Annotated in this window: 22 protein-coding genes and 2 pseudogenes; 10 read left to right on the top strand and 14 right to left on the bottom strand. The window is 33.5% G+C overall.

Annotated features, from left to right (window positions below):
• A partial coding sequence (locus tag ACTG3Y_RS09475; RefSeq protein WP_439152684.1) for a LytR/AlgR family response regulator transcription factor occupies positions 1 to 644 on the top strand: 644 nt, incomplete at its 5' end.
• A gap of 8 nt (positions 645 to 652) precedes the next feature.
• Here ACTG3Y_RS09475 and ACTG3Y_RS09470 read toward each other — a convergent pair.
• On the bottom strand, positions 653 to 1,825 hold the full coding sequence (locus tag ACTG3Y_RS09470) for an LETM1-related biofilm-associated protein (RefSeq protein WP_439152683.1): 1,173 nt from the start codon (positions 1,823 to 1,825) through the stop codon (positions 653 to 655).
• A 142-nt stretch (positions 1,826 to 1,967) separates the two neighbouring features.
• On the opposite strand from ACTG3Y_RS09470, the pseudogene ACTG3Y_RS09465 reads away from it, so the two are divergent.
• The 4 genes and pseudogenes from ACTG3Y_RS09465 (at position 1,968) to ACTG3Y_RS09450 (ending at position 4,759) form a co-directional block, all read left to right on the top strand.
• Positions 1,968 to 3,179, top strand: a pseudogene (locus ACTG3Y_RS09465) (DUF4331 family protein).
• A 114-nt stretch (positions 3,180 to 3,293) separates the two neighbouring features.
• Complete coding sequence (locus ACTG3Y_RS09460; protein ID WP_439152682.1) at positions 3,294 to 3,629, top strand: hypothetical protein; 336 nt, start codon at positions 3,294 to 3,296, stop codon at positions 3,627 to 3,629.
• An 84-nt stretch (positions 3,630 to 3,713) separates the two neighbouring features.
• A complete protein-coding gene (locus ACTG3Y_RS09455; RefSeq protein ID WP_439152681.1) occupies positions 3,714 to 4,571 on the top strand; it encodes a tetratricopeptide repeat protein in 858 nt (285 codons plus the stop codon).
• A gap of 2 nt (positions 4,572 to 4,573) precedes the next feature.
• The gene (locus ACTG3Y_RS09450) at positions 4,574 to 4,759 is read left to right on the top strand and encodes a hypothetical protein (RefSeq protein WP_439152680.1); all 186 of its coding nucleotides are present in this window, start codon (positions 4,574 to 4,576) and stop codon (positions 4,757 to 4,759) included.
• Here the strand turns inward: ACTG3Y_RS09450 and ACTG3Y_RS09445 are convergent.
• Positions 4,753 to 5,361, bottom strand: a complete 609-nt coding sequence (locus ACTG3Y_RS09445; RefSeq protein WP_439152679.1) for a superoxide dismutase family protein — start codon at positions 5,359 to 5,361, stop codon at positions 4,753 to 4,755. The genes ACTG3Y_RS09450 and ACTG3Y_RS09445 overlap by 7 nt on opposite strands.
• A gap of 75 nt (positions 5,362 to 5,436) precedes the next feature.
• Positions 5,437 to 5,685 (bottom strand): YdeI/OmpD-associated family protein, encoded by a 249-nt coding sequence (locus tag ACTG3Y_RS09440; protein WP_439152678.1) that lies wholly within the window; start codon positions 5,683 to 5,685, stop codon positions 5,437 to 5,439.
• Positions 5,686 to 5,994: 309 nt separating this feature from the next.
• On the opposite strand from ACTG3Y_RS09440, the gene hemN reads away from it, so the two are divergent.
• Both hemN and ACTG3Y_RS09430 read left to right on the top strand, forming a co-directional pair.
• Positions 5,995 to 7,359 (top strand): oxygen-independent coproporphyrinogen III oxidase, encoded by a 1,365-nt coding sequence (hemN, locus tag ACTG3Y_RS09435; RefSeq protein WP_439152677.1) that lies wholly within the window; start codon positions 5,995 to 5,997, stop codon positions 7,357 to 7,359.
• Positions 7,360 to 7,370: 11 nt separating this feature from the next.
• A complete protein-coding gene (locus ACTG3Y_RS09430; RefSeq protein WP_439152676.1) occupies positions 7,371 to 8,204 on the top strand; it encodes a universal stress protein in 834 nt (277 codons plus the stop codon).
• 74 nt (positions 8,205 to 8,278) lie between these two features.
• Here ACTG3Y_RS09430 and ACTG3Y_RS09425 read toward each other — a convergent pair whose 3' ends face one another.
• From ACTG3Y_RS09425 to ACTG3Y_RS09385, 9 genes are all read right to left on the bottom strand, one after another.
• On the bottom strand, positions 8,279 to 8,764 hold the full coding sequence (locus tag ACTG3Y_RS09425; RefSeq protein WP_439152675.1) for a hypothetical protein: 486 nt from the start codon (positions 8,762 to 8,764) through the stop codon (positions 8,279 to 8,281).
• A gap of 35 nt (positions 8,765 to 8,799) precedes the next feature.
• Positions 8,800 to 9,501, bottom strand: coding sequence for a sulfite exporter TauE/SafE family protein (locus ACTG3Y_RS09420; protein ID WP_439152674.1), 702 nt, complete (start codon positions 9,499 to 9,501; stop codon positions 8,800 to 8,802).
• On the bottom strand, positions 9,501 to 9,947 hold the full coding sequence (locus ACTG3Y_RS09415) for a FixH family protein (RefSeq protein WP_439152673.1): 447 nt from the start codon (positions 9,945 to 9,947) through the stop codon (positions 9,501 to 9,503). Before ACTG3Y_RS09415 ends, ACTG3Y_RS09420 begins: the two co-directional genes overlap by 1 nt.
• Before the next feature lie 10 nt (positions 9,948 to 9,957).
• A complete protein-coding gene (gene ccoG / locus ACTG3Y_RS09410) occupies positions 9,958 to 11,382 on the bottom strand; it encodes a cytochrome c oxidase accessory protein CcoG (protein WP_439152672.1) in 1,425 nt (474 codons plus the stop codon).
• 19 nt (positions 11,383 to 11,401) lie between these two features.
• On the bottom strand, positions 11,402 to 12,376 hold the full coding sequence (locus ACTG3Y_RS09405) for a cbb3-type cytochrome c oxidase N-terminal domain-containing protein (protein WP_439152671.1): 975 nt from the start codon (positions 12,374 to 12,376) through the stop codon (positions 11,402 to 11,404).
• Positions 12,373 to 12,558 (bottom strand): CcoQ/FixQ family Cbb3-type cytochrome c oxidase assembly chaperone, encoded by a 186-nt coding sequence (locus ACTG3Y_RS09400; protein WP_439152670.1) that lies wholly within the window; start codon positions 12,556 to 12,558, stop codon positions 12,373 to 12,375. The genes ACTG3Y_RS09405 and ACTG3Y_RS09400 overlap by 4 nt, the downstream gene beginning before the upstream one ends.
• Positions 12,559 to 12,565: 7 nt before the next feature.
• Positions 12,566 to 14,758 carry a cytochrome-c oxidase, cbb3-type subunit I gene (gene ccoN / locus ACTG3Y_RS09395; protein WP_439152669.1) on the bottom strand — a complete coding sequence of 731 codons (2,193 nt, stop codon included), beginning with the start codon at positions 14,756 to 14,758 and terminating at the stop codon, positions 12,566 to 12,568.
• A gap of 10 nt (positions 14,759 to 14,768) precedes the next feature.
• Positions 14,769 to 14,954, bottom strand: coding sequence for a cbb3-type cytochrome oxidase assembly protein CcoS (gene ccoS / locus ACTG3Y_RS09390; protein WP_439152668.1), 186 nt, complete (start codon positions 14,952 to 14,954; stop codon positions 14,769 to 14,771).
• Positions 14,955 to 15,028: 74 nt separating this feature from the next.
• Positions 15,029 to 17,404 (bottom strand): heavy metal translocating P-type ATPase, encoded by a 2,376-nt coding sequence (locus ACTG3Y_RS09385; RefSeq protein ID WP_439152667.1) that lies wholly within the window; start codon positions 17,402 to 17,404, stop codon positions 15,029 to 15,031.
• A gap of 108 nt (positions 17,405 to 17,512) precedes the next feature.
• Here ACTG3Y_RS09385 and ACTG3Y_RS09380 point away from each other — a divergent pair, with 108 nt between their 5' ends.
• Complete coding sequence (locus ACTG3Y_RS09380; protein WP_439152666.1) at positions 17,513 to 18,190, top strand: Crp/Fnr family transcriptional regulator; 678 nt, start codon at positions 17,513 to 17,515, stop codon at positions 18,188 to 18,190.
• 52 nt (positions 18,191 to 18,242) lie between these two features.
• On the opposite strand, the gene ACTG3Y_RS09375 is transcribed toward ACTG3Y_RS09380, so the two are convergent.
• Positions 18,243 to 21,458, bottom strand: a complete 3,216-nt coding sequence (locus tag ACTG3Y_RS09375; RefSeq protein ID WP_439152665.1) for a WD40/YVTN/BNR-like repeat-containing protein — start codon at positions 21,456 to 21,458, stop codon at positions 18,243 to 18,245.
• 74 nt (positions 21,459 to 21,532) lie between these two features.
• Positions 21,533 to 22,081 carry a PepSY domain-containing protein gene (locus tag ACTG3Y_RS09370; RefSeq protein ID WP_439152664.1) on the bottom strand — a complete coding sequence of 183 codons (549 nt, stop codon included), beginning with the start codon at positions 22,079 to 22,081 and terminating at the stop codon, positions 21,533 to 21,535.
• Positions 22,082 to 22,300: 219 nt separating this feature from the next.
• On the opposite strand from ACTG3Y_RS09370, the gene ACTG3Y_RS09365 reads away from it, so the two are divergent.
• Together ACTG3Y_RS09365 and ACTG3Y_RS09360 are read left to right on the top strand one after the other, a co-directional pair.
• Positions 22,301 to 23,449: a vWA domain-containing protein gene (locus ACTG3Y_RS09365; RefSeq protein ID WP_439152663.1), complete on the top strand. Its 1,149-nt coding sequence runs from the start codon at positions 22,301 to 22,303 to the stop codon at positions 23,447 to 23,449.
• An 84-nt stretch (positions 23,450 to 23,533) separates the two neighbouring features.
• A pseudogene (locus ACTG3Y_RS09360) lies at positions 23,534 to 23,964 on the top strand (magnesium chelatase); the annotation flags it as partial.

Below are 23,964 nucleotides of genomic sequence, written 5' to 3'. Positions count from 1 at the left end.
TAGAATGGTTTCAGGAGAACGAACATCCAGATCTTATTTTCTTAGATATACAACTCAGTGATGGTTTATCATTTGAAATTTTTGAAACCCTAGAAATTAATTCCGCTGTTATATTCACAACCGCCTATGATGAATATGCCTTACAAGCCTTTAAGCTTAATAGCATAGACTATTTACTAAAGCCAATAGATGAAGATGATCTAAAAACCGCAGTAGAAAAATTTAAGGACAGAACACCGCAAAAACAATCGGTAACGCTAGATTTTAATGATATTAAAAAGTTATTGGTTAACCCTATAGAACGCGAATATAAAAAACGATTCTCAGTAAAGGTTGGTCAGCATTTAAAGCTCATAAATATTGAAGATATTGAATGTATTTACAGTGAGAATAAAGGTACCTATGTATATACTAACGAAGGACGAAACTACCTGTTGGATATGACGCTAGATCAATTAGAAGACGAATTAGAACCACATATCTTTTTTAGAGTAAGCCGAAAATTCTATGTGAATATTAAAGCGATAAAAGATATTATTAGCTACACCAATTCCAGACTTCAGATTAAGCTAAATCACTTTAAAGAACAAGATATTATTGTGGCAAGAGAACGCGTTAAGGATTTTAAAAACTGGTTAGAATAAAGTATTTCTTAATCATCAATTCTGTTATCATCAAAAGCAGACGGTAATAGTTTTGGAATAATCTTTACAAACAGTGGTAACAATAATGCTCCACCTGGTAACATAAAAATAGCCAGGCTGGGAATAGATTTAAAAATATCTAGTAGTTGTTGTTGCACTTTCTTTTGTTCGTCATCACTTAAATTACGGTGTGTAGACGCTGTTAAAAGTTTCATAGCTTCCTTACTTTCCGATAATTCTTTAATCAGTCTTTTTCTATTTCTATTTATAAGTCTCGAGACAATCTTACTACTATTATCATAAAAACTTTGAGCTAAATTTTTTGAACTTAAAAAGGCCACTTCCGCTTTATGATTTTTATAGAAGTCGTTAATAGACGCAATAGAATTGTCAATGACATTCTGCTCTAAGTTAAGATCGTCTTTTATTTTATTTAAAAAGTCTTTTTCTGCGCTGTCAATCACTCTGTCACTCCATGATGCCATACAAACCAAATCAATGAGATAGTGTTTTTCTAATGGATCATTGATGAGTTTAATAACATCTTCATAAGTATTAATATCTGTTTCCTTTTGTCTCATGGAACTTTCAAAAAGTTTCATAAGATTCTCATCGTAATCTGTTTTATTAGACTTTGTATCAAGTACAGTCAGTACCATAGACTCTAATGCAGATTCTAAATTATTTACATAGCCAGCAATGTTTTTCTCGCCATTGAGGTATTCATTATAACCTAGTACGTCAATAAATAATAAGGCATTAACTAAAAAGTAATTGAAGCTTTTAGAAATAATATTATCATCTATATGAATCCGCTTATGAATCATATTTTCGAGCAGCTTATCCTTAGACTTTTCTCCAAATAATTCCTGAAAGAATGAGCGCTGATCTTCACCCAGAATCTTATAGTAGTCCACAAGATATTCTATAAAACTTGAGTTGTTTTTTGTGATAGTGACATGATTGTGGTAGAAGCAGAGCATTACATTAACCTTACTGCGTTCTTCTTCTGTAAAATCAAAAGATTGATTTATATATGGCAACACTTTAACATTACTTCCATAGATAAAGCCTGTCTCCTTAAGCTGCTTGTAAAACGCTATAGAATCAACGTGTTCTATGTCACTATCTGCAACTTCCTTGAGTAGTTTTTTTATCCAGCCGCTAGCTGATGGATTCATAAGCCAATTATTGATTTATAAAGGTAATTTTTTCTCGGAATAAATCGAAGGTTTTTTTATTAACAAAATTTTAACAAAACTGACCTCCACAATTTTGCGTAGGTAGAACAGAGACACAAATAATTAACAAAATCTCAAAATTATGAAAAAAACAAAATTTTTAATCGCAACGGCAATATTAGGCATTGCAACTTTCGTTGCCATTGCAGCAGATCATATTGATGCTCCTGCAGTTTCAGGTGGTACAAGTGATATCACAGATTTTTATGCCTTTCAAGGTGAAAACAGTTCTAACATTGCCTTTGTTGCTAATGTTCAGGGATTATTAGCGCCAGGTGATACAGGCAGCGCATCTTTTGATGAAAACATCATCATTGAATTTAATATTGACACCAGTGGCGATAATGTTGAAGATTTAGTGATTCAGGCTGTTCCAAGAGATAGTAAAATGTATGTCTTTGGTCCAACAGCACCTTCGCAGACTGGATTAAACAGTACTATTCTAACTAATTCAACGAATCAAGTTGCAGTAGATATTACTCCTTATGGACAATCTGCTATAGTAGAAAGTTCTGGCGGAATTACGGCATTTGCCGGACCAAGAGATGATCCTTTCTTTATGGATTTTGCTCAGTATGGACAAATCATAAATGGTAATGCAACCAGTTTTAATAATCCAGGATCTGACACATTTGCTGGCTTTAATATTATGTCTGTAGTTGTGGAAGTACCGAAATCTTTAATAGGTGGATCTGGGACTATTAACACTTGGGTAGAAACTAAAAGAAAACAATAAAAAACTTAAAAACGAGAACTTATGAAATTTAATAATATAAAACTTTATGCCATCGCAATTTTAGTGTCAATGACACCTTATAATTGTAGCGATGATGACGATGTGCCTACAGGTCCAACAGGTCCAACAGGTCCTAATTTTACAGGTACATATATACAACAAGATCAAATGGGAAGACCAGCTGTAAATACAGTATTTGTGTCTTCAGGTATGAAAGACAATTTTAATACCACCATTCCATCACAGCAAAATGCATCTTTTCAATCTATGTTTCAAACAAACCTAGAAGGATTGAGTCCTGCTTATACAAATCCTGGTGATACAAATGCTTTAGGCTTAGATGCTGCAGCTTTTACGGGATTATTAGCCACTGATGTATTGAATGTATCCTTAGATGGAACTACAACATTTTTCGATGGTACAAACGTACTTACCGGAAGAGCATTAGCAGATGATGTTATTACAGTAGAGTTACTTCTAATTTTCGGAGGAGAAGATTTCTCAGAAAACCCAGGTTTATCAAATGACAATGTGGATGGTAATGACAAAGCTTTTTAACAAGCTTTCCTTACCTGGCTTCGCCTTGGTAAGATATTAAACACAATTTCTGAAGTGGAGTAGTCACTCTACTTCAGAAATATTTTAAATAACTCAAAAACATAATTGTAAATCATGACACTAAAACACATTTTCCCCATAATAATACTAGTCATCACATTTAGTTGTACGTCAAAGCAAGTTACTGATGCTTCAGACTATCGAAATTTTATGACTACAGATTTAGACACGGTAGAACTTCTATCGGTTGCAAATTTCTTAACAGAAAAATTAGAGGCTCAGCCTAATCAATTTCCTTATTTGGCAAAGCGCGCAAATGCTTACACCAAAATATTTAGCACTACAGGTGACATTTCTTATTTAATAAAAGCTGAAAAAGATTTATTAGTAGCGATTGAAATGGCTGGGAATCTAAATTCTTCATATTTAAGAAATTTAGCTTCAAACTAGATATCACAGCATCGCTTTAAAGAAGCTTTAGGATTATTAAAACAGGCTGAAAAAAATGGTGATAAGTTATTTACCACAAAAAAAATGCTATTTGATGTGCATTTAGAACTTGGAAACTACATTCATGCACAATCCTATTTAAACGATATTGCAAATACTTCAGATTTCGATTATCTCATTCGTCTGGCTAAATGGGAAGATCATAAAGGAAATTTAGCAGGTGCCATTGAAAATATGGAAAAAGCTATGGCAATTGCAGAATCTTCAAATTTAAGAGGATTAAAGCAATGGTCTTATACCAATCTGGCAGATTTTTATGGTCACGCTGGCGATATAGAAAAATCATACAATCATTATTTAAAAGCATTGCAAATAGATTCTAATGATGCTTATGCAAAAAAGGGAATTGCCTGGATATTGTACTCTTATGAAGACAAACCAGAAGAAGCACTAGCTATTTTAAATCATGTGAGTTCCTATTACAAAGCACCAGATTACGATTTATTAAAATCTGAAATTGCTGCGCAAACCAATAATTTAGATATGAAATCTACAGCGTTGGATAACTATATCAAAGCAATGCAAAACGACGCTTATGGCGTAATGTATAACAAGTACAACGTAATACTCTTCACTGAAGAACTCTATAATCCAGACCTTGCAATAAAAATAGCAGAAGAAGAAATAGAGAATAGGCCAACACCAAAATCTTTTGATTTATTGGCTTGGAGCCATTTTAATAAAGGTGATATCAATAAGGCAAAAACGATAATTGAAACCTATGTTGATGGTAAAACATATGAGCCAGAAGTCCTATATCATATTGCTGAGATCTATAAAGCGGCTGGCAGAACGGATAAAGTAAAAGAATTAAAGCGTGAGTTGATTGCAAGTTTATATGAACTTGGACCAAATATGGAATCTAAAATTAATCAACTATAATTATGAGAAAGCAAATTTTAGCACTGCTGCTATTTAGTTGTATATCAATTATAGTTAGTGCACAAAACATAAAAGGTGTGGTTTTAAATGAACTTAATCAACCACTAGAAACAGCATATATATACAACAATAATACAAATAGTCATACACATACTTCAGATGCAGGTGTATTTGTAATTGGTTATTGAATAATACCACCACAACTTACTCTAGCTCCAGCAGCACCAGATGGTTGTGATTTTAAATCGTCTTCTCCTTGATGTACAATAATGGCTTTTCCTAGAATGTCTCTTGTAGGATCTCCACAACCAATACACCATTGATCTGTATTCATAGAAATAACTCCGTTACCTTTAGCATCAGCTTCAAAATTACCTATATCACCTTTGTGAAAACCGGCTGAATCTCCCCAAGCGCCATGTGGCTGACCTGTAGGGTTCCAATGACCGCCTGAAGATTTTCCATCGGGTGATGAACAATCTGCTTTTTCGTGTAAATGAATAGCATGTGTACCTTCAGAAAGCCCTGTAAATCTACCAATCATAGTTACAATACCTTCTTTTTGAGAGAAAATCACTTTACCTTCAACGTTACTATCACTTTTAGGAGATAATGTAATAGTAAGTTTCATATCCTCACCTATAGTTGTGTCTTTGTCTTCGCTTTGTGCAGTAGATTCAGTTGTTACTTCTTCGTTAGCAGTTTCAGAAACCGCTTCCTTTTTATCATCTTTACAAGAAACAATTGCCATTAGCGAAAATGCTAAGCATAAGTGAACTATTTTTTTCATTGGTTTAGTTTTTGATTTTAGTAAAGTTAAGTAGATAATTGCGTTAATGCAAGTGAGAAATTAATTCTTCTTTGGTTAAAGTTTTTGATCGGTAATTCCTCGCTTTATATTTTCAGTAATAATGAGTAATTTATAGATACGAAGTTGTGATGATTTATATCTACCAATGAGATAGATAATACTGCGCTGCCGTCCTGGTGTAAGATTCTCAAAAATAGTAAATGCATTATAATCACTTAATAGCACAGCTTCTAGCTTTTCAGACATTTCTACACCATATTTGGAGGTGTCTTCAAAAACCAGAAGCGCAAAATAATCGTTCATAAATACTCCGAGTTCTTTTTGCTTGGCTTTACTGAAATAAATACGATAAATGCGCCTTTTTTCGCGCTTTAATGCGGCATAAAATTCTATAAATGAGTCTTTAAAACTAGCTATAACTTTTATGTGCTTGTGACCATTAATAATAAAGTCTTTAAGCTTGTCTTTAGGTAAAATAACACTTTGTTTGTTGGTTTATGTTACTTCAAAAGTCTCATATTTAGGTGTTTAGCTATTTGTTTGAATTTGATATGACAAATATCATGTTTTTTACCAAGCCTTAAAAGTAATTTTGACTAACAATAAATAGGTATGTGCATTTCATTAGTAAATAAATACAACGTTGCTGGACCACGATATACAAGTTATCCAACAGTTCCGTATTGGGATATAAATTCATTCTCGTTACAGCAATGGAAAGCGTCTTTGAAGCAATCATTTGCTGAAAGTAACGATTCAGAAGGGTTGAGTCTGTATTTACATTTACCATTCTGTGAAAACCTTTGTACATTTTGTGGTTGCCATAAACGTATTACTAAACGACACGAAGTTGAATTGCCATATTTGAACGCAGTTTTAAAGGAATGGAGTTTATACAGAACTTTTTTAGAACAGAAACCTAAAATTAAGGAATTACATTTAGGTGGTGGTACACCAACATTCTTTTCGCCTGAGAATTTAAAGTTCTTAATTTCAGAATTACTTAAAGTTTCTGAAGTTGCAGATGATTATGAATTTAGTTTTGAAGGCCACCCTAATAACACCACAAAAGAACATTTAGAAGTCTTATATGATTTAGGATTTAGACGTGTTAGTTTCGGAGTACAGGATTATAACTTAAATGTACAAAAGGCCATTAATAGAATTCAGCCTTTTGAAAATGTGGCTAAAGTAACCACTTTGGCTCGTGAGATTGGGTATACTTCCGTAGGCCATGATATTATTTTTGGTTTACCGTTTCAAACTGAAGACGATGTTATAGAAACTATAATTAAGACTGGTACTTTAATGCCAGATCGAATTGCATTTTACAGCTACGCTCATGTACCTTGGATAAAAGGAAATGGACAACGCGGTTTCAATGACGCCGATTTACCTTCTGGAGAATCTAAACGTAAACAGTACGAAACAGGTAAACGTATTTTAGAAAATGTAAGCTATAAAGAAATAGGTATGGATCACTTTGCACTAAAGAGCGATTCATTATGCGTGGCGATGCAAAATGAAACATTACATCGAAATTTTATGGGTTACACAGCCTCTAAAACTAAAGCTATGATCGGATTAGGCGTTTCTTCTATCAGTGATAGTTGGTATGGTTTTGCGCAAAATGTAAAATCGATAGAAGAGTATTATCACTTGATTGATGAAGGTATTATACCAATTTACAGAGGTCATATACTTAATGAAGAAGATCTAAAAATAAGAGAACATATACTTAACCTTATGTGTCATTTTAATACATCTTGGAAAAATGAATCAATGACATTTAATGAATTGCCTGAAGTCCTCATAAAGTTAAAAGAATTTGAAAACGACGGTTTAATTGAGTTTAAAGATAAAGCACTTGATGTAACAGAAAAGGGTAGACCTTTTATAAGAAATATTTGTATGGCTTTTGATTTGTTATTGCAACGCACAAAACCCAATACACAATTATTCTCAATGACCATTTAAAACCAAAAACTATGAAAAAAATTATTGTACCTATAGACTTTTCAGAGCATTCAGAATATGCTCTCGAAGCTGCAGCCAACTTGGCTCAAAAATATGATGCTGAACTTTTAGTACTGCATATGTTAGAGTTATCTAATGCAATTTTAACTGCAGATAGTTCTGCATTGAATGAAGAAGCTGTGTTTTATTTAAAATTAGCTGAGCAAAAGTTTGAAACATTTTTAGATAAGCCTTATTTAGAGAATGTAAATGTTACACCAATTGTTAAGCATTTTAAAGTGTGGAGTGAGATAAATGATGTCGCCAACGAACACGATGCAAACCTAATTATAATGGGTTCTCATGGAGCGAGTGGAGTAAAGGAGGTTTTGGTAGGTTCTAATACCGAAAAGGTAGTAAGACATGCTGATATTCCTGTTTTGGTAATTAAGCATAACCCTATTCTATTTGATTTTGAAAATGGTGTATTCGCTAGTGATTTTTCAGATGATTCTGTAGAACCGTATTTAAAGGCAAGAACTACATTTGAAAAACTTGGAGCTAAAATGCATTTAGTTTATGTAAATTCTCCCGATGGTAATTTTAGAAGTTCATCGGAAATTGATAAAAAAGTGTCTGACTTTTTGAGAAAAGCAGATGGTGATTTAGAAAATTTACCTAGTGTTAGTGTTGTTTCTGATTATTCAATAGAAAAAGGCATTTTAAACTTCGCAAATGTCATTGGAGCTGATGTCATTGCTGTTGCTACACATGGTAGAAAAGGCTTAGCACATTTCTTTGAAGGTAGTATTTCAGAGGATATTGCAAACCATTCTACATTGCCAGTCATGACCTTTAAAATATAAATCTTGATGTTTATTAGTTAGTGTTATTTAATATCAAGTTAAAACGCCAGAGATACTAATCTCTGGCGTTTTTATTATTTGGTCGCTTCTCTAAATTCGCGTTCTTGCTCTGGTATTAATTGTAGATCTGTTTTTATTACTGGTAATGTTGGTCTCAACAAAACCATATAAGCTAGTAATACAGCAGATATAATTAAGTAGAATTGATTACTTGTTATCATAAATATAACTATACCTAATAATGCTGGTGCTTCTATTAAGGCTATTCTTATTATTCGGACAGATTGATAGTGTGTTAATTTCTCAATTAACGTAGATTTCTGTTGAATACTTTTTAAACTATTTCTAAAAATATAATTACTTGAAAGTACACCTCCAATAGCAAATATTGGGATTAAGTAAAAAAAGGTTTCATCAGTATTACTAAAATTAATAGATGCATTATCAGTAATAAATAGTGCTGTTGTACCAAAAACTATTACTGCAAGACAATAGGCATAGTGCAGGATAGTAAGCGTTTTAATTATTTGTTTTGGGTTGTGTGGATTTGTGTTGGTCATTATTTAGTTTCAGTTAAAGAAACTAAGATAGAAAATTAATGACATTCAATAGTGCTTGTGGCCATTTCTACAATTGGAGTAGGTGAGATATATGGAATTCCCAGACCTAAACCACGTAATATGAATAATACACCAATAATAACAACAAATACAGGAATAGCTTTTTGTATACGTTGTTTTACAGTGCTATTGAGAAATTTACCGAGATAAATTGCAGAGGTCATTAGAGGAATGGTTCCCAAACCAAATAAAACCATGTAGAGACTACCTTGGAGCAAGCTTCCAGTAGCCATAGATCCAAATACTGCCATGTAAACTAGTCCGCATGGTAGGAATCCATTTAAGAAGCCAATAGTTAAAAACGTATCAGAAGTTTTCTTTTTTAGTGCTTGACCTAATCGGCTTTTAACTCTAGAAATAAGTTTATTTAATGGTTTTGATAAGTTATACCTTCCCAAAGTTTTATATGGAATTAAAACCAAGACTATCATAATTATGCCTATAGCAATAGACAATTGCTGTTGAAATCCAAAAATGTAAAGACTTTTTCCTACTAAGCCAAAGATTAAACCAATGATACTATAAGACAGAAGTCTACCTAAGTGATATATACTAATTTGACTTACTTTTTTAAAAGAATTACTACGATCTACAGGCAACATAAAAGCAATAGGACCACACATGCCGACACAGTGCAGACTACCTAATAAACCTAATATGAGTGCTGAAACTAGCATTAATACGAAATATCTGCTTTATATAAATAATCTTCTTTGTTGTAGGTCCAATATACTTTAATGTTCCAACGACCATCCAATAAACGTTTGTCAGGTATGAGCAAATTGTGGTCAGATAAAGAAATCGGAATTTCAAAATCTAATTGTTTATTAGATGGTCTGTATAGGAACACTTTACCGTCAATATTATTAGTGTTTATATTCTGAGGAAATGTTAACACAATACCCTCTTCTGTTTTTTTATGAGTTATATTTTTAGTTAAAGATTTAGAATTTTCTTCTTTGTCTATATCCGATTGATATTTCAGTTCTTCTTGGTAATAATTCTCTGTTACTAAATCGTGATCGTATTTTTTATCAGTACTCATGCTAATCACAAAGTACATGATAAAGCCTATAAAGCCTATAAATGCAATGACAATTGCTGTTCCCCAATTTACTTTCATAACTTCTTTTTTAATTATAACTTCTAGGGCCTAAGAAACTAACTGTTGTAGTTTCAATGAGCTCATCATTACTATATACCTCTATCATTAGTCTATTTTTATCACCAGATAAATCAGCCTCTTTGAGTTCTATAAATAATGTACCTTCTGCTAATCCTTCAGCTGGTACTATAAAAGTATCATCATTAGAAACCAGTTTAATTTCACCTTCAAAATTTCTTAATTTAAAGCTTATATTATCAATTTCTTGTGATGTTTTATTTACGAGTTTATAAGTATATACATTACTTATTATGTTGTTCTCTTTGTGTTCGTAAAGCTGACCAGGTAATCTTAAAATTCGTGCTTCAACATCATTTCTTAAGGCTAACATGCCGGCTAAAACGCCAATTAGAATAACAAGAACAGCTATGTAACCTTTCATACGGGCGGTAAGCTTAAATGGTGTCTTCTTCTCAATGTTCTCTTCACTTGCATATCTTATTAATCCTTTAGGAAGATTAATTTTCTCCATAATAGTATCGCACTCATCGATACAAGCTGTGCAGTTAACGCATTCTAATTGTGTACCATTTCTTATATCAATACCTGTTGGACAAACGTGTACACATTGAAAACAATCTATACAATCGCCATGGCCCAGAGCTTCTCTATCTTCATTTTTTCTAAACTTCTTTCTTCCATTTTCACCTTCGCCTCGTTTATGGTCATAGGCAACTACAATAGATTTTGTGTCTAGTAACACACCTTGAAGCCTACCATAAGGACAAGCAATAATGCAAACTTGTTCTCTAAACCATGCAAATACAAAATAGAAAACAGCAGTAAATATCAGTAATGGGATTAAAGTACCCATATGCTGAAAAGGTCCTTCTTTGACATATCTTAAGAGTTCATCACCACCTATTAAGTAGGCCAAGAAAACATTTGCAATTAAGAAAGAAACAACCAAGAAGATGAACCATTTTAAAAGGCGTTTTCTGATTTTTTCGGAATTCCATTTTTGTCTTGCTAGACGCATTTGTTTGTTGCGATCTCCTTCTATCCAATATTCAATTCGTCTGAATACCATCTCCATAAAGATAGTTTGCGGGCAAATCCATCCACAAAAAATACGGCCAAATCCTACTGTAAATAGTGTGATAAAAACCACACCTATTATCATCGAAATAACAAACAGGTGGAAGTCTTGTGGCCAAAAAGGAAATCCGAAAATATTAAACCGTCTTTCTAAGACATTAAACATTAGAAATTGGTTACCATTAATTTTTACAAAGGGTGCAGCAAATAGAAAGGCTAATAAAATATAACTTACTATTTTACGTTTTTCATAAAATGCTCCAGATGGTTTCTTAGGAAAAATCCAACTACGTTTACCCTCTTCATCTATAGTTGCAATAGAATCTCTAAAAACTTCATTTTCTGGTGTTTCCATTTTGGGACATGTTTATTATTTAGAAATCAATAGAGTTTTCTAACGAATCGTTGATTACGTTTTTAACTTCTACATTTACATCATGTACTTCTTCGCCAGTTTCCAAATCTTTTAATGATGCATCTACCCAAACATCACCTTCTGCTTCTTTTGGATTAGCAGGTGTTGTTCCTTGAAATTTTAGCACATAACTTGCTACTTGTGCCATTTCAAGAGGCTTTAAACTAGCTTTCCAGGCAACCATACCTTTTCCATCTCTACCACCTTCAGAAATGGTTTTAAATACATTTTTAATACCACCTCCTAAAATCCAGTTTTCATCAGTAAGGTTTGGTCCAATACCTCCACCTCCATCAGCCATATGACAGGCAACACAATTTGTTTCAAAGATTTTTTGGCCTGCATTTAAATCAGATGCTTCTGTCAAAATTTCAACAGTGTTTATATCAACTAAATTTTTAGTTGTTTTTTTGTATTCTTCTATGGCGCGTTGTGCTTCGGCATATTCAATTTCATATTCAGCGAATTGGTCATCAGCATTTAATACATGATAGCGTACCATATAGATGACACCAAAAACAATGGTTGCATAGAATCCGTATAACCACCATGGCGGAAGGTTATTATCTAATTCCTTAATACCATCGTAATTATGATCTAGAATTAATTCACCTTCTTCTTCTATAGGTTTAGAGCCTAAAAGTTTTTTATAAGTATCATTAACCCAAACAGTAAGCTTAGAGGGTGCGGCTCTTTGTGCATCATATCTTGCTTTAGCTTCTTCATCTAAACTTTGATATAATATATTATCCATTGAACCAACTATACCTTCTATCGCTATTAATACTAATAGTACTAATAGCAAGAACAATAGTATGATGGGTTGTTCCATAAATGCTGGCTGATCGCCAGAATCTACAAAGTATTCAACTAGACCTGCAATAGCGAAAAATATCACAGGTACTCTTATATATGATGGAATTAGATTTTTCATGATTTAGTGTCGTTTTGAGTTTCTAATGGAATGTTACTAACGGTTGCTATGTAATCTTTTTTTGCAGTAAATACCCAATAGAATAAGACTACAAAAAAGATAAAGAATATGAGTAGAGAAATCAAAGGATATATTTCAATTCCTGTGATACTCTCCATATGGTTTTTTACAAATTTTAACATGATGGTCTTAGTTTTGAGCGGTTGTGCTAGTTATATCTTTTACTTTAATATCAGTACCTAAACGCTGTAAATAAGCAATCATAGCTACAATTTCTCTATTTCGCATTTCAATAAAATCAGCTCCACCAGCTTGCTTGTCGGCTTCATATGTTTTGACGAAATCAGGGTCGTTATATAAATTCTTTTCAATTTGAGTTCCTTGTTCTAACATAGAAGCTTGTGCATTGGCAATATCCTCCGCTGTATATGGTACACCCAGATCCACCATTACCTCCATTTTCTTTTCGGTCATTGACTTATCGAGTTCATTTCTGACAAGCCATTTGTAAGACGGCATAATAGAACCACTAGATGTACTTTGCGGATCGTACATATGGTTTAAGTGCCAATTATCAGAGTATTTTCCGCCTACGCGATGTAAATCTGGTCCTGTACGTTTACTTCCCCAAAGGAATGGGTGATCGTAAACAAACTCACCGGCTTTTGAGTATTCTCCATAACGTTCTACCTCACTTCTAAATGGACGAACCATTTGAGAGTGACATCCTACACAACCTTCTCTAATATAGATGTCTCTACCTTCAAGTTCTAATGGTGTATAAGGTTGAACACTACTTATGGTTGGAATGTTAGATTTCACAACTATTGTTGGTATAATTTGTACAATTCCACCAATTAAAATGGCTACAGTTGCATAAATGGTAAGTAATACTGGTTTACGTTCTAACCATGTGTGCCACCCTTCTCCTGCAACACGTCTTTTAGATACACGTTGTAATGCAGGTGCTTCTGCTAATTCATCGGTGACTTTATGCTCAGATCTTGCAATTGTCATTATAACGTTATAGACTAAGATGAGCATACCAGTTATGTAGAGTGTACCACCAATTGCACGCATCCAGTACATAGGCATAATCTCTGTAACTGTTTCTAAGAAGTTACCATACACTAATGAACCATCTGGATTAAATTGTTTCCACATACTAGCTTGAGCAAAACCAGCGACATACATAGGTAATGCGTATAAAATGATACCTAAAGTACCTATCCAGAAATGAACATTTGCCAAGCCTATTGAATGTAATTTAGTTTTAAATAATCGTGGTATTAACCAATAGATCATACCAAACGCAAGGAATCCATTCCAAGCTAAAGCACCAACGTGAACGTGTGCAATAATCCAATCTGTAAAGTGGGCAATGGCATTTACATTTTTAAGCGATAGCATTGGTCCTTCGAAGGTAGCCATACCATAACCTGTAATAGCAACAACCATAAATTTAAGAACAGGATCTGTACGTACTTTGTCCCACGCACCACGTAAAGTTAATAGACCATTAATCATACCTCCCCAAGAAGGTGCGATTAACATTACAGAGAAAGCAACACCTAAATGTTGTGCCCATTCTGGTAAAGCTGTATATAGTAAATGGTGAGGTCCTGCCCAGATGTATATAAAAATTAATGACCAGAAGTGAACAATAGATAACCTATATGAATATACAGGTCTATTAGCAGCTTTAGGTACAAAGTAATACATAAGACCTAAGAAAGGTGTTGTAAGGAAGAATGCCACAGCATTATGTCCATACCACCACTGTACTAAAGCATCTTGTACACCTGCGTAAACAGAATAACTTTTTAAACCACTAACTGGTAATTCTAAACTATTAAAAATGTGTAATACAGCAACTGTTACGAATGTCGCTAAATAGAACCATATAGCAACATATAAGTGTCTTTGACGACGCTTAAGAATCGTTCCTATCATATTAATTCCGAATACCACCCAAATTAATGCAATAGCAATATCAAATGGCCATTCTAATTCTGCATATTCTTTTGAGGTAGTATAACCTAATGGTAGTGTAATGGCAGCGCCAACAATAATAAGTTGCCATCCCCAAAAGTTAATGTTACTTAAAAGGTCACTAAACATTCGAGCTTTAAGAAGGCGTTGTAAGGAATAATAAACTCCGGCAAAAATAGCATTACCTACAAAGGCGAAAATTACGGCATTGGTATGTAGTGGTCTTAAACGTCCAAAACTTAACCACGAAATACCGTCGGTCATATTTGGGAATAAAAACATAAATGCCAGGATAAGACCTACAAGCATTCCAACGACGCCAAAAACTATTGTGGCGTAAAGGAATTTTTTAACGATTTTATTATCGTAATAGAATTGTTGCATTTCCATATTAATTGAATTAGTCAGTTTTTGTATTTAATGATTCTTTGTTTTGTTCTTTTACAAGTTCGTCTTCAAACAGCATGCGTACAGATGGCGTGTAGCTATCATCATATTGGCCAGATTTTACAGCCATTAAAAAAATGATAAAGAAAGCTATGCCAACAATGACGCTAACCGTTAAAACAATGTATATAACACTCATACCTATTTGAAGTTATGGTTCAAAAATAAAGCTGAACCTTTTTTTAAAACATGACTTTTATCATGTTGAATTTTTTATTTTAATTTTTTTCCTAAAACGTTGGTACAGATGGTTGTAAAAACGACGATACTTATTGAACTTAAAGGCATCAATATTGCAGCTACTACAGGTGCTAGTTGACCTGTTACAGCAAAATATAGACCTATAACATTATAGAAAAAAGAGAGTACAAAACTCCATTTGATAATTTTTATAGCCGTTTTTGATGCCATAATATAATTATGTAATTCTCTAAATTTTGAGGCATCTAATATGGCATCACACGCAGGTGAAAATACATTAACATCTTCTGAAATAGCGATACCTACATTACTCTGTGCTAAAGCTCCAGCATCATTTAAACCATCACCTACCATCAGTATTTTTGCCCCTTCTGATTGGTGAAATTTAATATAGTCTAATTTATCTTCAGGTTTTTGGTTAAAAATCAATTTGGTTTTTGTTGGTAATAATTTCTTTAAATTTTCACGCTCACCTTCGTTATCACCAGATAGTATAACTAAATCAAACTGTTTTTTTAAGGTATTAAATAATTTTGAGACTCCTTTTCTGTAACTATTATAAAACGTAAATTTTCCTTTATATATATCATTATTACTGACGTGAACTGTTGTATTAAGAATTTGAGTATCTGCTGTATTGCCAACAAAACTTGCGGATCCTATTTTTAGATTTACGTCTCCATGCTTTGCTTCAATACCTTTACCTATGTGCTCTTCGAAATTATCTAAAGTAATGATATTGTGCTCATCAAGTATACTATAAAGCGTTCTGCTGAGTGGATGATTTGATCCTCTCAAGGAATTTGTTAAGACTAAATTCTCTGATGCGTTAAGTTGTTCACCATCATATTCTGCATTACTACTTTTGTTAGAAGTAATTGTTCCAGTTTTATCAAAGATTACTGTGTTGATTTGAGCGAGTTGTTCTATAACGCTAGCATTTTTAATATAAAACTTCAGCTTTCCGAAAATTCGTAAAAGATTACCGAATGTAAATGGAGCAGACAATGCAATAGCACATGGACAAGCAATTATTAGAACTGCTGTAAAGACATTCATAGCTTTACTGGCATCTGTAAATAACCAAAATGCTGTTGCAATAAATGCGATGGTTAAGATAGCAATTGTAAAATGCTTACTAATAGTGTTAGTTATATTTGTGAAAGCATCTTCTTTATTTTTACTAAAGACATCATTACTCCATAATTGAGTAAGATAGCTTTGTTCAACAGATTTAAGCGCTTCTAATTCAATAACACCAGACGTTTGTTTACCACCAGCAAACAATTTATCTCCAGATTTTTTTGATACGGTCTGGGATTCACCCGTCACAAAACTATAATCAATTTTTGCTTTACCATTAATTAATATACCATCGACAGGGATTAATTCTTCATTTCGTATTAATAGGCGATTACCTTTTTCAATATCATAAACTTGGATGGTTTCTTCATACCCTTTCTTATTTATTTTAGTGATGGCGATGGGAAAGTAAGACTTATAATCGCGCTCAAAAGACAGAAAATCATAAGTCTTTTGCTGAAAAAATTTACCGACTAGTAGAAAAAACACCAACCCGGCTAAACTATCAAAGAAGCCAGAACCAATATCTAAAGCGATTTCTATGGTGCTTCTTAAGAATAATACCGTAATTCCTAAAGCAATAGGTACATCAATATTTAAGAGTTTAGCTTTTAATCCTTTAAAAGCAGAAATGAAATAGTCTTGAGCGGAGTAGAAAACCACAGGAACTGATAATGCAAACATTAACCAGCGAAACATATGCTTGTATTGCTCGAGCCAGTATTCATTAATTTCAAAATACTCAGGGAAGGATAAAAACATGATGTTTCCAAATGCAAATCCTGCAACTCCGAGTTTATAAATTAGAGTTCGATTAATGTGTTTTTTACCAGATTTAAAATCATCTAAACTTATATAGGGTTCATATCCAATTGAGCTTAGTAACAGAACTACAGACTTTAGGTCTGTTTTTTCGGAATTATAAGTGACTCGCACAGTTTTTTTACCAAAATTAACTTGCGAATCGGATATGTTTTGATTTAGTTTATTTAGATTTTCAAGAATCCAAATACAAGAGCTGCAATGAATATGAGGAATGTAGAGTGTAGTAATTTCAATAGTGTCACTTCTAAATTCAGTGAGTTTTTCAATTATATTTTCCTGAGATAAAAATTCATATTTTCCTTCTATTTCTTTAGGAATTGCACCTGGTGAATTCTCTAAATCATAGTAGCATGTTAAATCATTTTCATTAAATATTTCGAAAACAGTTTTGCAACCGTTACAACAAAATGACTTTTCTTGAAATGTAATTGTGTGATTTCCGCAGTCATCACCACAATGAAAACAAGTATTGTTTTTCATTTTAATTTGCTCATTTATACCTGTAACAAAGGTGACATATATGCATAATTTAAAATATGATATTTGTCATGTAATTATTATATTTGAAACAGTCACTAAACAATAGGTATGAGTAAATGTGAATCGTGTATAGTTAAAGAATTTAATTCCTTAAAATCCTTAACCAGAGATGAATTGATGCGGGTTTCTGCTTGTAAAACTGGTAAAGTTTACACCAAAGGTCAAGTAATTTTTGAAGAAGGAGAAACAATAAATGGCGTTTATTGTGTAAAAGAGGGTGTTTGTAAACTGACAAAATTGAGTGAAAATGGTAAAGACCATGTTGTAAAACTGGTTGTTAAAGGTGGGTTGTTAGGCAAACGTTCTTTGGTCACAGAACAGAAGACCAATTTAAGTGCTGTCGCATTGAATGATATGGAAATGTGTTTTATCCCTAAGAGTGAAATCATGAACGATTTGCAGAAGAATCCAAAGTTCACTATGGATGTTCTAAAGAAAATGGCAGAAGATTTAAAGGTTTCTGATGAGTCATTGGTCAATATGGCACAGAAACCTGTAAAGCGAAGAATGGCTGAGATTTTAATGTATATTAATAATGATTTTGGAACTGATGATGATGGCTATTTAAGTATAGTGTTATCTCGAGAGGACTATGCCAGTATGGTTGGTACTGCTACAGAATCAGCAATTAGAATTTTGTCTCAATTCAAAAAAGAAGGCTTAATTTCTACAAAAGGAAAACAGATTAAGATAGAAGATTTAAATGCCCTGAAGTGGATGGAATAAAAAAATGCTCTAGTTTTCTAGAGCATTTTTGTTTTATCAATATCGATATCAACTAATCAATACTAAAGATTTTCACTTCTTTAAATGGATTAGTTTTCACTTCTTTCATTGAAGCTTCGTAACTTTTCCATTCTTTATTAAAAAAGGTATTTGTTTCGCCTAGTAATTTATCTAGAGCTTCTTTGGCATGTTTAATTAATATGGTCTCAGTTGTTGTTAAACCTGTTTGGCTATTATAAACATAACTTCTCGCAGTACTTAATCGTTGTAATGGTGTAACTTCAGGATTTCTAGTAATTCCCTGTCGTTTGTCTATCTTGCCCAGATACTTATCAATCAGACTATCAATAGCTTTAATACTTTCTTTAGAAGCTTCAATTTGGTCTTTATAATTATCTTTATCAAGTTGAGATAGTTCTTTTTTGAAGTTTTCTGCAATTGCTTTACTTTCAACCAATTGCTTTACAGCATCTGCCGCTGTTTTTTGCATTTGTTCTAATTGCTTTGCAGTGGCGTAAACTTCATTTATATTTTTTTGAGATATTTCTAATCTTGGATCATATTCGACTGTTACTGAAGTTTCAGACATCTGGTCTCCATAATGCAATACGGCCTTATAAGTTCCTGGTTTAACAGGAACACCACTAGGTTCTCTGGTTTGTTTTCTGATTCTTCTAGAAGGTCTGCTAACGCCAGATTCATTCATATACCATGTCCATTGATGGACGCCATTCTCTTTCGGTGCTTTTTGTTTTAATGTTCTAATGAGTCGATTACCATCATAAATTTTAAGCGTTAAAGAATCCCATTTAACTTTTTTCTCAATATCAACTTTTTTATCACTTATAGCTTTGTCTTCTTTTTTTGAGCCTTCTTTTAGATCAGATTTAACAGCTTCTTTCTTATTAAACATATAAGATAATCGAGCACCACCACCACGATTTTCACCATGATACATTGCATCTGCGCCAAAACGACTACCTGTTGGTTGCTGATATGCAGCCTGATAGGCAATTGGTGGGTTGAACAATTCAATATTAGAATTTATAACTGAAGCGTCTTTAGCCATTGCTCTAAGTGGACGAATATCATCTAAAACCCAAGCTGCACGTCCAAATGTACCAATGACCAAATCATGTTCTCTTGGATGAATCACTAAATCCTTTACAGATGTGGTTGGGAAACCTTCCGTCCATTTGGTCCATTTTTTACCAGCATTTACTGAAACATATAAACCATCATCAGTACCTAAAAAAAGTAAGTTAGGTTCTTCGATATCTTCAACAATAGCAAGTGTATAACTTTCTGCGTCATTTTCATCTACGATACGCTCCCACGTTTTACCATAATTCTTTGTACGATATGCATAAGGTGTATAATTGAACCTTCTATAATCATTAGCAATTAAAAGCGCTTCACCTTTATTTTTATTAGAGGCTTTAATTTGAGCAATCCAACTCCCTTCAGGTAGTCCTTTAATATTATTTGTAACTTCACTCCAGTTATTTCCTCCATCAGTGGTATAATGTACTCTGCCGTCATCGGTACCTGCCCAGAGCATATCTTTTTCAACTGGTGAAGGTTCAATAACCAAAATGGTACAGTGGTTTTCGGCACCAGTTGCATCCATGGTTAAACCTCCACTTTCAGATTGTTTTTGTTTTTCTGGGTCGTTAGTCGATAAATCAGGTGATATAACGGTCCACGTTTCACCTTTATCTGTTGATTTGTGTACAAACTGACTTCCAAAGTAAATGGTGCTATTATCAAAAGGATCAATGTTTATAGCGGAATTCCAATTGAAACGTAATCTTACATCAGCATCAGGATGTGTTGGTCTTACACCATAATTGTTTCCGGTTTTCCAGTCATAACGACTTACATAGCCTTGCTGACTCATAGACCAGCCGTAACGAGAATCATCTCGATCTGGTACCACATCAAATCCATCACCAAAACTAATTTCTTGCCAATAACTATTACGTATGCCTTGAGCACGCCAAACATAAGCAGGTCCTCTCCAAGAGCCATTATCTTGCATCCCTCCATATACATTATAAGGATATTCGTTGTCTACGTTAATATGATAAAACTGAGCTACTGGTAGATTACCAATAAAACGCCATGTATTCCCACCGTCTTTAGTAATATTCATACCTCCGTCATTACCATCTATCATAAAACTTCCATCTTCAGGATGAATCCACCATGCGTGATGATCTGGATGTACACCGTTACTAACTCCATAGGCTGGCATTAATTGTTCAAAATTCTTTCCACCATCTTCAGAAACATTGACATAGGTGAATACGGAATACACGCGGTTCTCATTATCTGGATCTACGTATATTTCTGAATAATAAAATGGTCTATTACCAATGTCATTTTTGTCATTAATTTTTCTCCACTTAAAACCTCCATCAACACTTTTGTATAGTGCATTCTTTTTTGCTTCGACTAAAGCATAAACAATATTTGGTTTTCCTGGTGCAATAGCAATACCAATACGTCCAAGATCTCCTTCTGGAAAACCGTCATCAGATGTTATTTTTTTCCAGGTTTTTCCACCGTCGTGCGTCATATGCAAACCTGAACCTTTACCTCCAGAATTAAAAAACCAAGGATCGCGCTTGTGTTCCCACATTGCCGCAAATAATTTATTGGGATTAGTCGGATCCATCACTAAATCTGCAACACCTGTTTTATTATTGGCAAATAAGATTTTATTCCAGGTATTTCCTCCATCTGTGGTTTTAAAAACCCCGCGCTCTGGATGTTCTCCCCAAGGTGAACCAATGGCGCCAACATAAACTACATCTGGATTTGTTGGGTCAACTACAATTCTATGGATGTGTCTTGTTTTTTCAAGACCCATAGACATCCATGATTTACCTCCATCAAGTGATTTGTACACTCCATAACCGCCATTTAGTGAGTTACGCGGATTTCCTTCACCAGTACCAACCCAAATAACACTTGGATTAGATTGCTGAATTTCTACCGAACCAATAGAAGCGGTTAATTCATGTTCAAAAATTGGTTCCCATTTTATACCACCAGAAGTCGATTTCCATAAGCCACCAGATGCAGTACCTACGTACATGATATCTGTATTATTGTTTACAACATCTATCGCTGTAACACGACCAGACATGCCACCAGGACCAATATTTCTTGGTGCCATATTCTTTACCATGTCCATTGAAAATTCTTGTGCAGAAAGTGTTGCTATGCAGATTAGCATTAGCAAGGATAAAATTCGTCTCATTATTTTAAGGTTAGTTAATCAAGCCTAAAATTAATGAAAAGAATGTTTAGAATTCTAAAAGAGTTGTTAATGATTTATTCTTTTAACTTTTTAAGCTGCCTAGGTTTAATCCATAACCAAAAGCCACTAAATGCCAAAATCATCAATCCTAAAGAGGTCGTAGTAGAATAGATTAATTTTAAGGGTGCTGATTGATTTTTAAATAGAAAATCTAGTATAGAACCATCATGTATCATTTCAATAACATCTGCCGTTCGTTGCTTTTCTGAAATTATTTTTCCCGTATAGCAATCGACTTGCAATTCTGTAAAATGATTTTCAAAGCGTATCTTGGCAATACCTTTAGCCGGTCTATAATCTATTCTGTTAATTTTAGAGGATAGGTTTAAGTTCTCAATATGTTTTATGGCATTATTTTTTATTCTATCTAAGGAGATTAAATCACTATTATTTTCAGCTGCGGTCTGTGTTTTTGGCTTCAATTGTAATTGATCTTTCCATGTAAGAAGTAAACCGGATGCTCCCAATATGAACATAAAAAAGACTAAGGGAATGGCAATTTTACGATGTAATTTTCTGTAATTTCTAGATGTTTTAGCAAGTTGTCTTCTTTTTTGTTTCAAGTTGAAATCGTTTTAAAATAGCGCATTCTAAATTATATAATCTTTATTCAAATAAGTATTAAACTCTTGTTAATGTATACTAGAATATGTTCAGTTGTTTTTGTGAATATTTTAAATTTATCGAGACTATTTCATAGTTTTTTCTAGTGTAGTTAATAAAATGTTAGAATTGAAAATATGTAAAAAGGGCATGTTAAAAAGCATTATTTTTACATAGCTATGAAAGAAAAACCAAATAAATCGGGATTTGTATTTAAAATTTACGAAGCACCTAATCAATCTCCTTTCGATAAACTTTTTGAGATTTTTAAAGAGTTAATTACGTATACGTCTGGTGACTTTGACGAAGCTATCGATTGGTTACGCCAACTTGATAAAGAATATGAGCTGACTACACCAGAGTATACCATAGATGATTTTATTGAAGACCTAAAAAACAAAGGTTACATAAGAGAAGAAATAGATCCAAATGGAGACGGTGAAGGCGAAGGTAATGGTAAAGGGAGATTGACTATAACCGCTAAGACAGAACGTGCTATTCGTCAGCAAGCCTTAGATCATATATTCGGAAAAATAAAGCGAAGTGGTTCTGGTAATCATAAAAGTAAAGGAGTAGGGCTTGGTGATGAACATACAGGTGATTTTAGAGCGTATCAATTTGGAGATGCTTTAGATAAAGTCTCAATCACAGAGAGTTTGCGTAATGCACAAATCAATCATGGTATTGGTAACTTTAATCTCACAGAAGATGATCTTGTTGTAGAAGAAACATTGCATAAAAGTCAGATGAGCACAGTGCTAATGATAGACATTAGTCATAGTATGATTTTATATGGTGAAGACCGAATTACTCCAGCTAAGAAAGTTGCTATGGCCTTGTCTGAATTAATCACAACACGATATCCAAAAGATACTCTGGAGATTTTAGTTTTTGGAAACGATGCCTGGCCCATTAAAATTAAAGATTTACCATATCTAAAAGTAGGACCTTATCATACCAATACAGTTGCTGGATTACAATTAGCTATGGATATGTTGCGACGTAAACGAAATACGAATAAGCAGATTTTTATGATTACAGATGGTAAACCGAGTTGCTTGCGTATGCCAGATGGTCAATATTATAAAAATAGCAACGGATTAGATCCATACATCACCAATAAGTGTTATGCAATGGCGCAACAAGCAAGGCGTTTGCATATACCTATTACAACATTCATGATTGCTGAAGATCCGTATTTAATGCAATTTATTAGAGAATTTACTCAAGCCAATAGAGGTAAAGCATTTTACACAGGATTGAAAGGGCTTGGCGAAATGATATTTGAGGACTACGAAAACAACAGAAGAAAAAGAATTAAAGGATAAAAAAAGCTGTTGGTTTTTAGATGTTAGCTTTTAGCTCATATAGAGCTCACTAGCAGCTAAAGGCCAATAGCCAAAAGGTAAAAAATGAAAGACATAAAAACACTTGGAGAACTAAAAAAAGCTCGTTATCAATCAAAATCGATAAAAGATGAATTGAGAGATAATTTAATTGAGAATATAAAAAACAAAGTCAAAACGTTTGAAGGCATTCACGGTTATGAAAATACGGTAATTCCTGAGTTGGAACGCGCTATTTTATCACGTCATAATATTAATTTATTAGGACTTAGAGGTCAAGCCAAAACGCGTTTAGCGCGCATGATGGTGAATTTACTAAATGAGTATATTCCTGTCGTAAAAGGCTCAGAAATCAATGATGATCCCTTACAGCCTATATCACGTTATGCGGTGGAATTAATTTCAGAAAAAGGTGATGATACACCAATCTCATGGCTACATCGTGATGAGCGATTTGCAGAAAAACTAGCAACACCAGATGTTACTGTAGCAGATAT

This window comes from Winogradskyella sp., from assembly GCF_965656915.1.
Taxonomy (GTDB): Bacteria; Bacteroidota; Bacteroidia; order Flavobacteriales; family Flavobacteriaceae; genus Winogradskyella.
Note: the sequence above shows the minus strand (reverse complement) of the source record. Positions and strands in the feature narration are given on the sequence as shown.

Excerpts from the sequence above, each read along its gene's own strand:
- ACTG3Y_RS09445 (WP_439152679.1), bottom strand. The coding sequence starts at position 5,361 with ATGAAAAAAATAGTTCACTTATGCTTAGCATTTTCGCTAATGGCAATT.
- ACTG3Y_RS09375 (WP_439152665.1), bottom strand. The coding sequence starts at position 21,458 with ATGAGACGAATTTTATCCTTGCTAATGCTAATCTGCATAGCAACACTT.
- ACTG3Y_RS09385 (WP_439152667.1), bottom strand. The coding sequence starts at position 17,404 with ATGAAAAACAATACTTGTTTTCATTGTGGTGATGACTGCGGAAATCAC.
- ACTG3Y_RS09450 (WP_439152680.1), top strand. The coding sequence starts at position 4,574 with ATGAGAAAGCAAATTTTAGCACTGCTGCTATTTAGTTGTATATCAATT.
- ACTG3Y_RS09400 (WP_439152670.1), bottom strand. The coding sequence starts at position 12,558 with ATGTTAAAATTTGTAAAAAACCATATGGAGAGTATCACAGGAATTGAA.
- ACTG3Y_RS09405 (WP_439152671.1), bottom strand. The coding sequence starts at position 12,376 with ATGAAAAATCTAATTCCATCATATATAAGAGTACCTGTGATATTTTTC.
- ccoN (WP_439152669.1), bottom strand. The coding sequence starts at position 14,758 with ATGGAAATGCAACAATTCTATTACGATAATAAAATCGTTAAAAAATTC.
- ACTG3Y_RS09425 (WP_439152675.1), bottom strand. The coding sequence starts at position 8,764 with ATGACCAACACAAATCCACACAACCCAAAACAAATAATTAAAACGCTT.
- ACTG3Y_RS09440 (WP_439152678.1), bottom strand. The coding sequence starts at position 5,685 with ATGAACGATTATTTTGCGCTTCTGGTTTTTGAAGACACCTCCAAATAT.
- hemN (WP_439152677.1), top strand. The coding sequence starts at position 5,995 with ATGTGCATTTCATTAGTAAATAAATACAACGTTGCTGGACCACGATAT.
- ACTG3Y_RS09365 (WP_439152663.1), top strand. The coding sequence starts at position 22,301 with ATGAAAGAAAAACCAAATAAATCGGGATTTGTATTTAAAATTTACGAA.
- ccoG (WP_439152672.1), bottom strand. The coding sequence starts at position 11,382 with ATGGAAACACCAGAAAATGAAGTTTTTAGAGATTCTATTGCAACTATA.
- ACTG3Y_RS09460 (WP_439152682.1), top strand. The coding sequence starts at position 3,294 with ATGACACTAAAACACATTTTCCCCATAATAATACTAGTCATCACATTT.
- ACTG3Y_RS09420 (WP_439152674.1), bottom strand. The coding sequence starts at position 9,501 with ATGCTAGTTTCAGCACTCATATTAGGTTTATTAGGTAGTCTGCACTGT.
- ccoS (WP_439152668.1), bottom strand. The coding sequence starts at position 14,954 with ATGAGTGTTATATACATTGTTTTAACGGTTAGCGTCATTGTTGGCATA.
- ACTG3Y_RS09415 (WP_439152673.1), bottom strand. The coding sequence starts at position 9,947 with ATGAAAGTAAATTGGGGAACAGCAATTGTCATTGCATTTATAGGCTTT.
- ACTG3Y_RS09430 (WP_439152676.1), top strand. The coding sequence starts at position 7,371 with ATGAAAAAAATTATTGTACCTATAGACTTTTCAGAGCATTCAGAATAT.
- ACTG3Y_RS09455 (WP_439152681.1), top strand. The coding sequence starts at position 3,714 with ATGCTATTTGATGTGCATTTAGAACTTGGAAACTACATTCATGCACAA.
- ACTG3Y_RS09380 (WP_439152666.1), top strand. The coding sequence starts at position 17,513 with ATGAGTAAATGTGAATCGTGTATAGTTAAAGAATTTAATTCCTTAAAA.
- ACTG3Y_RS09470 (WP_439152683.1), bottom strand. The coding sequence starts at position 1,825 with ATGAATCCATCAGCTAGCGGCTGGATAAAAAAACTACTCAAGGAAGTT.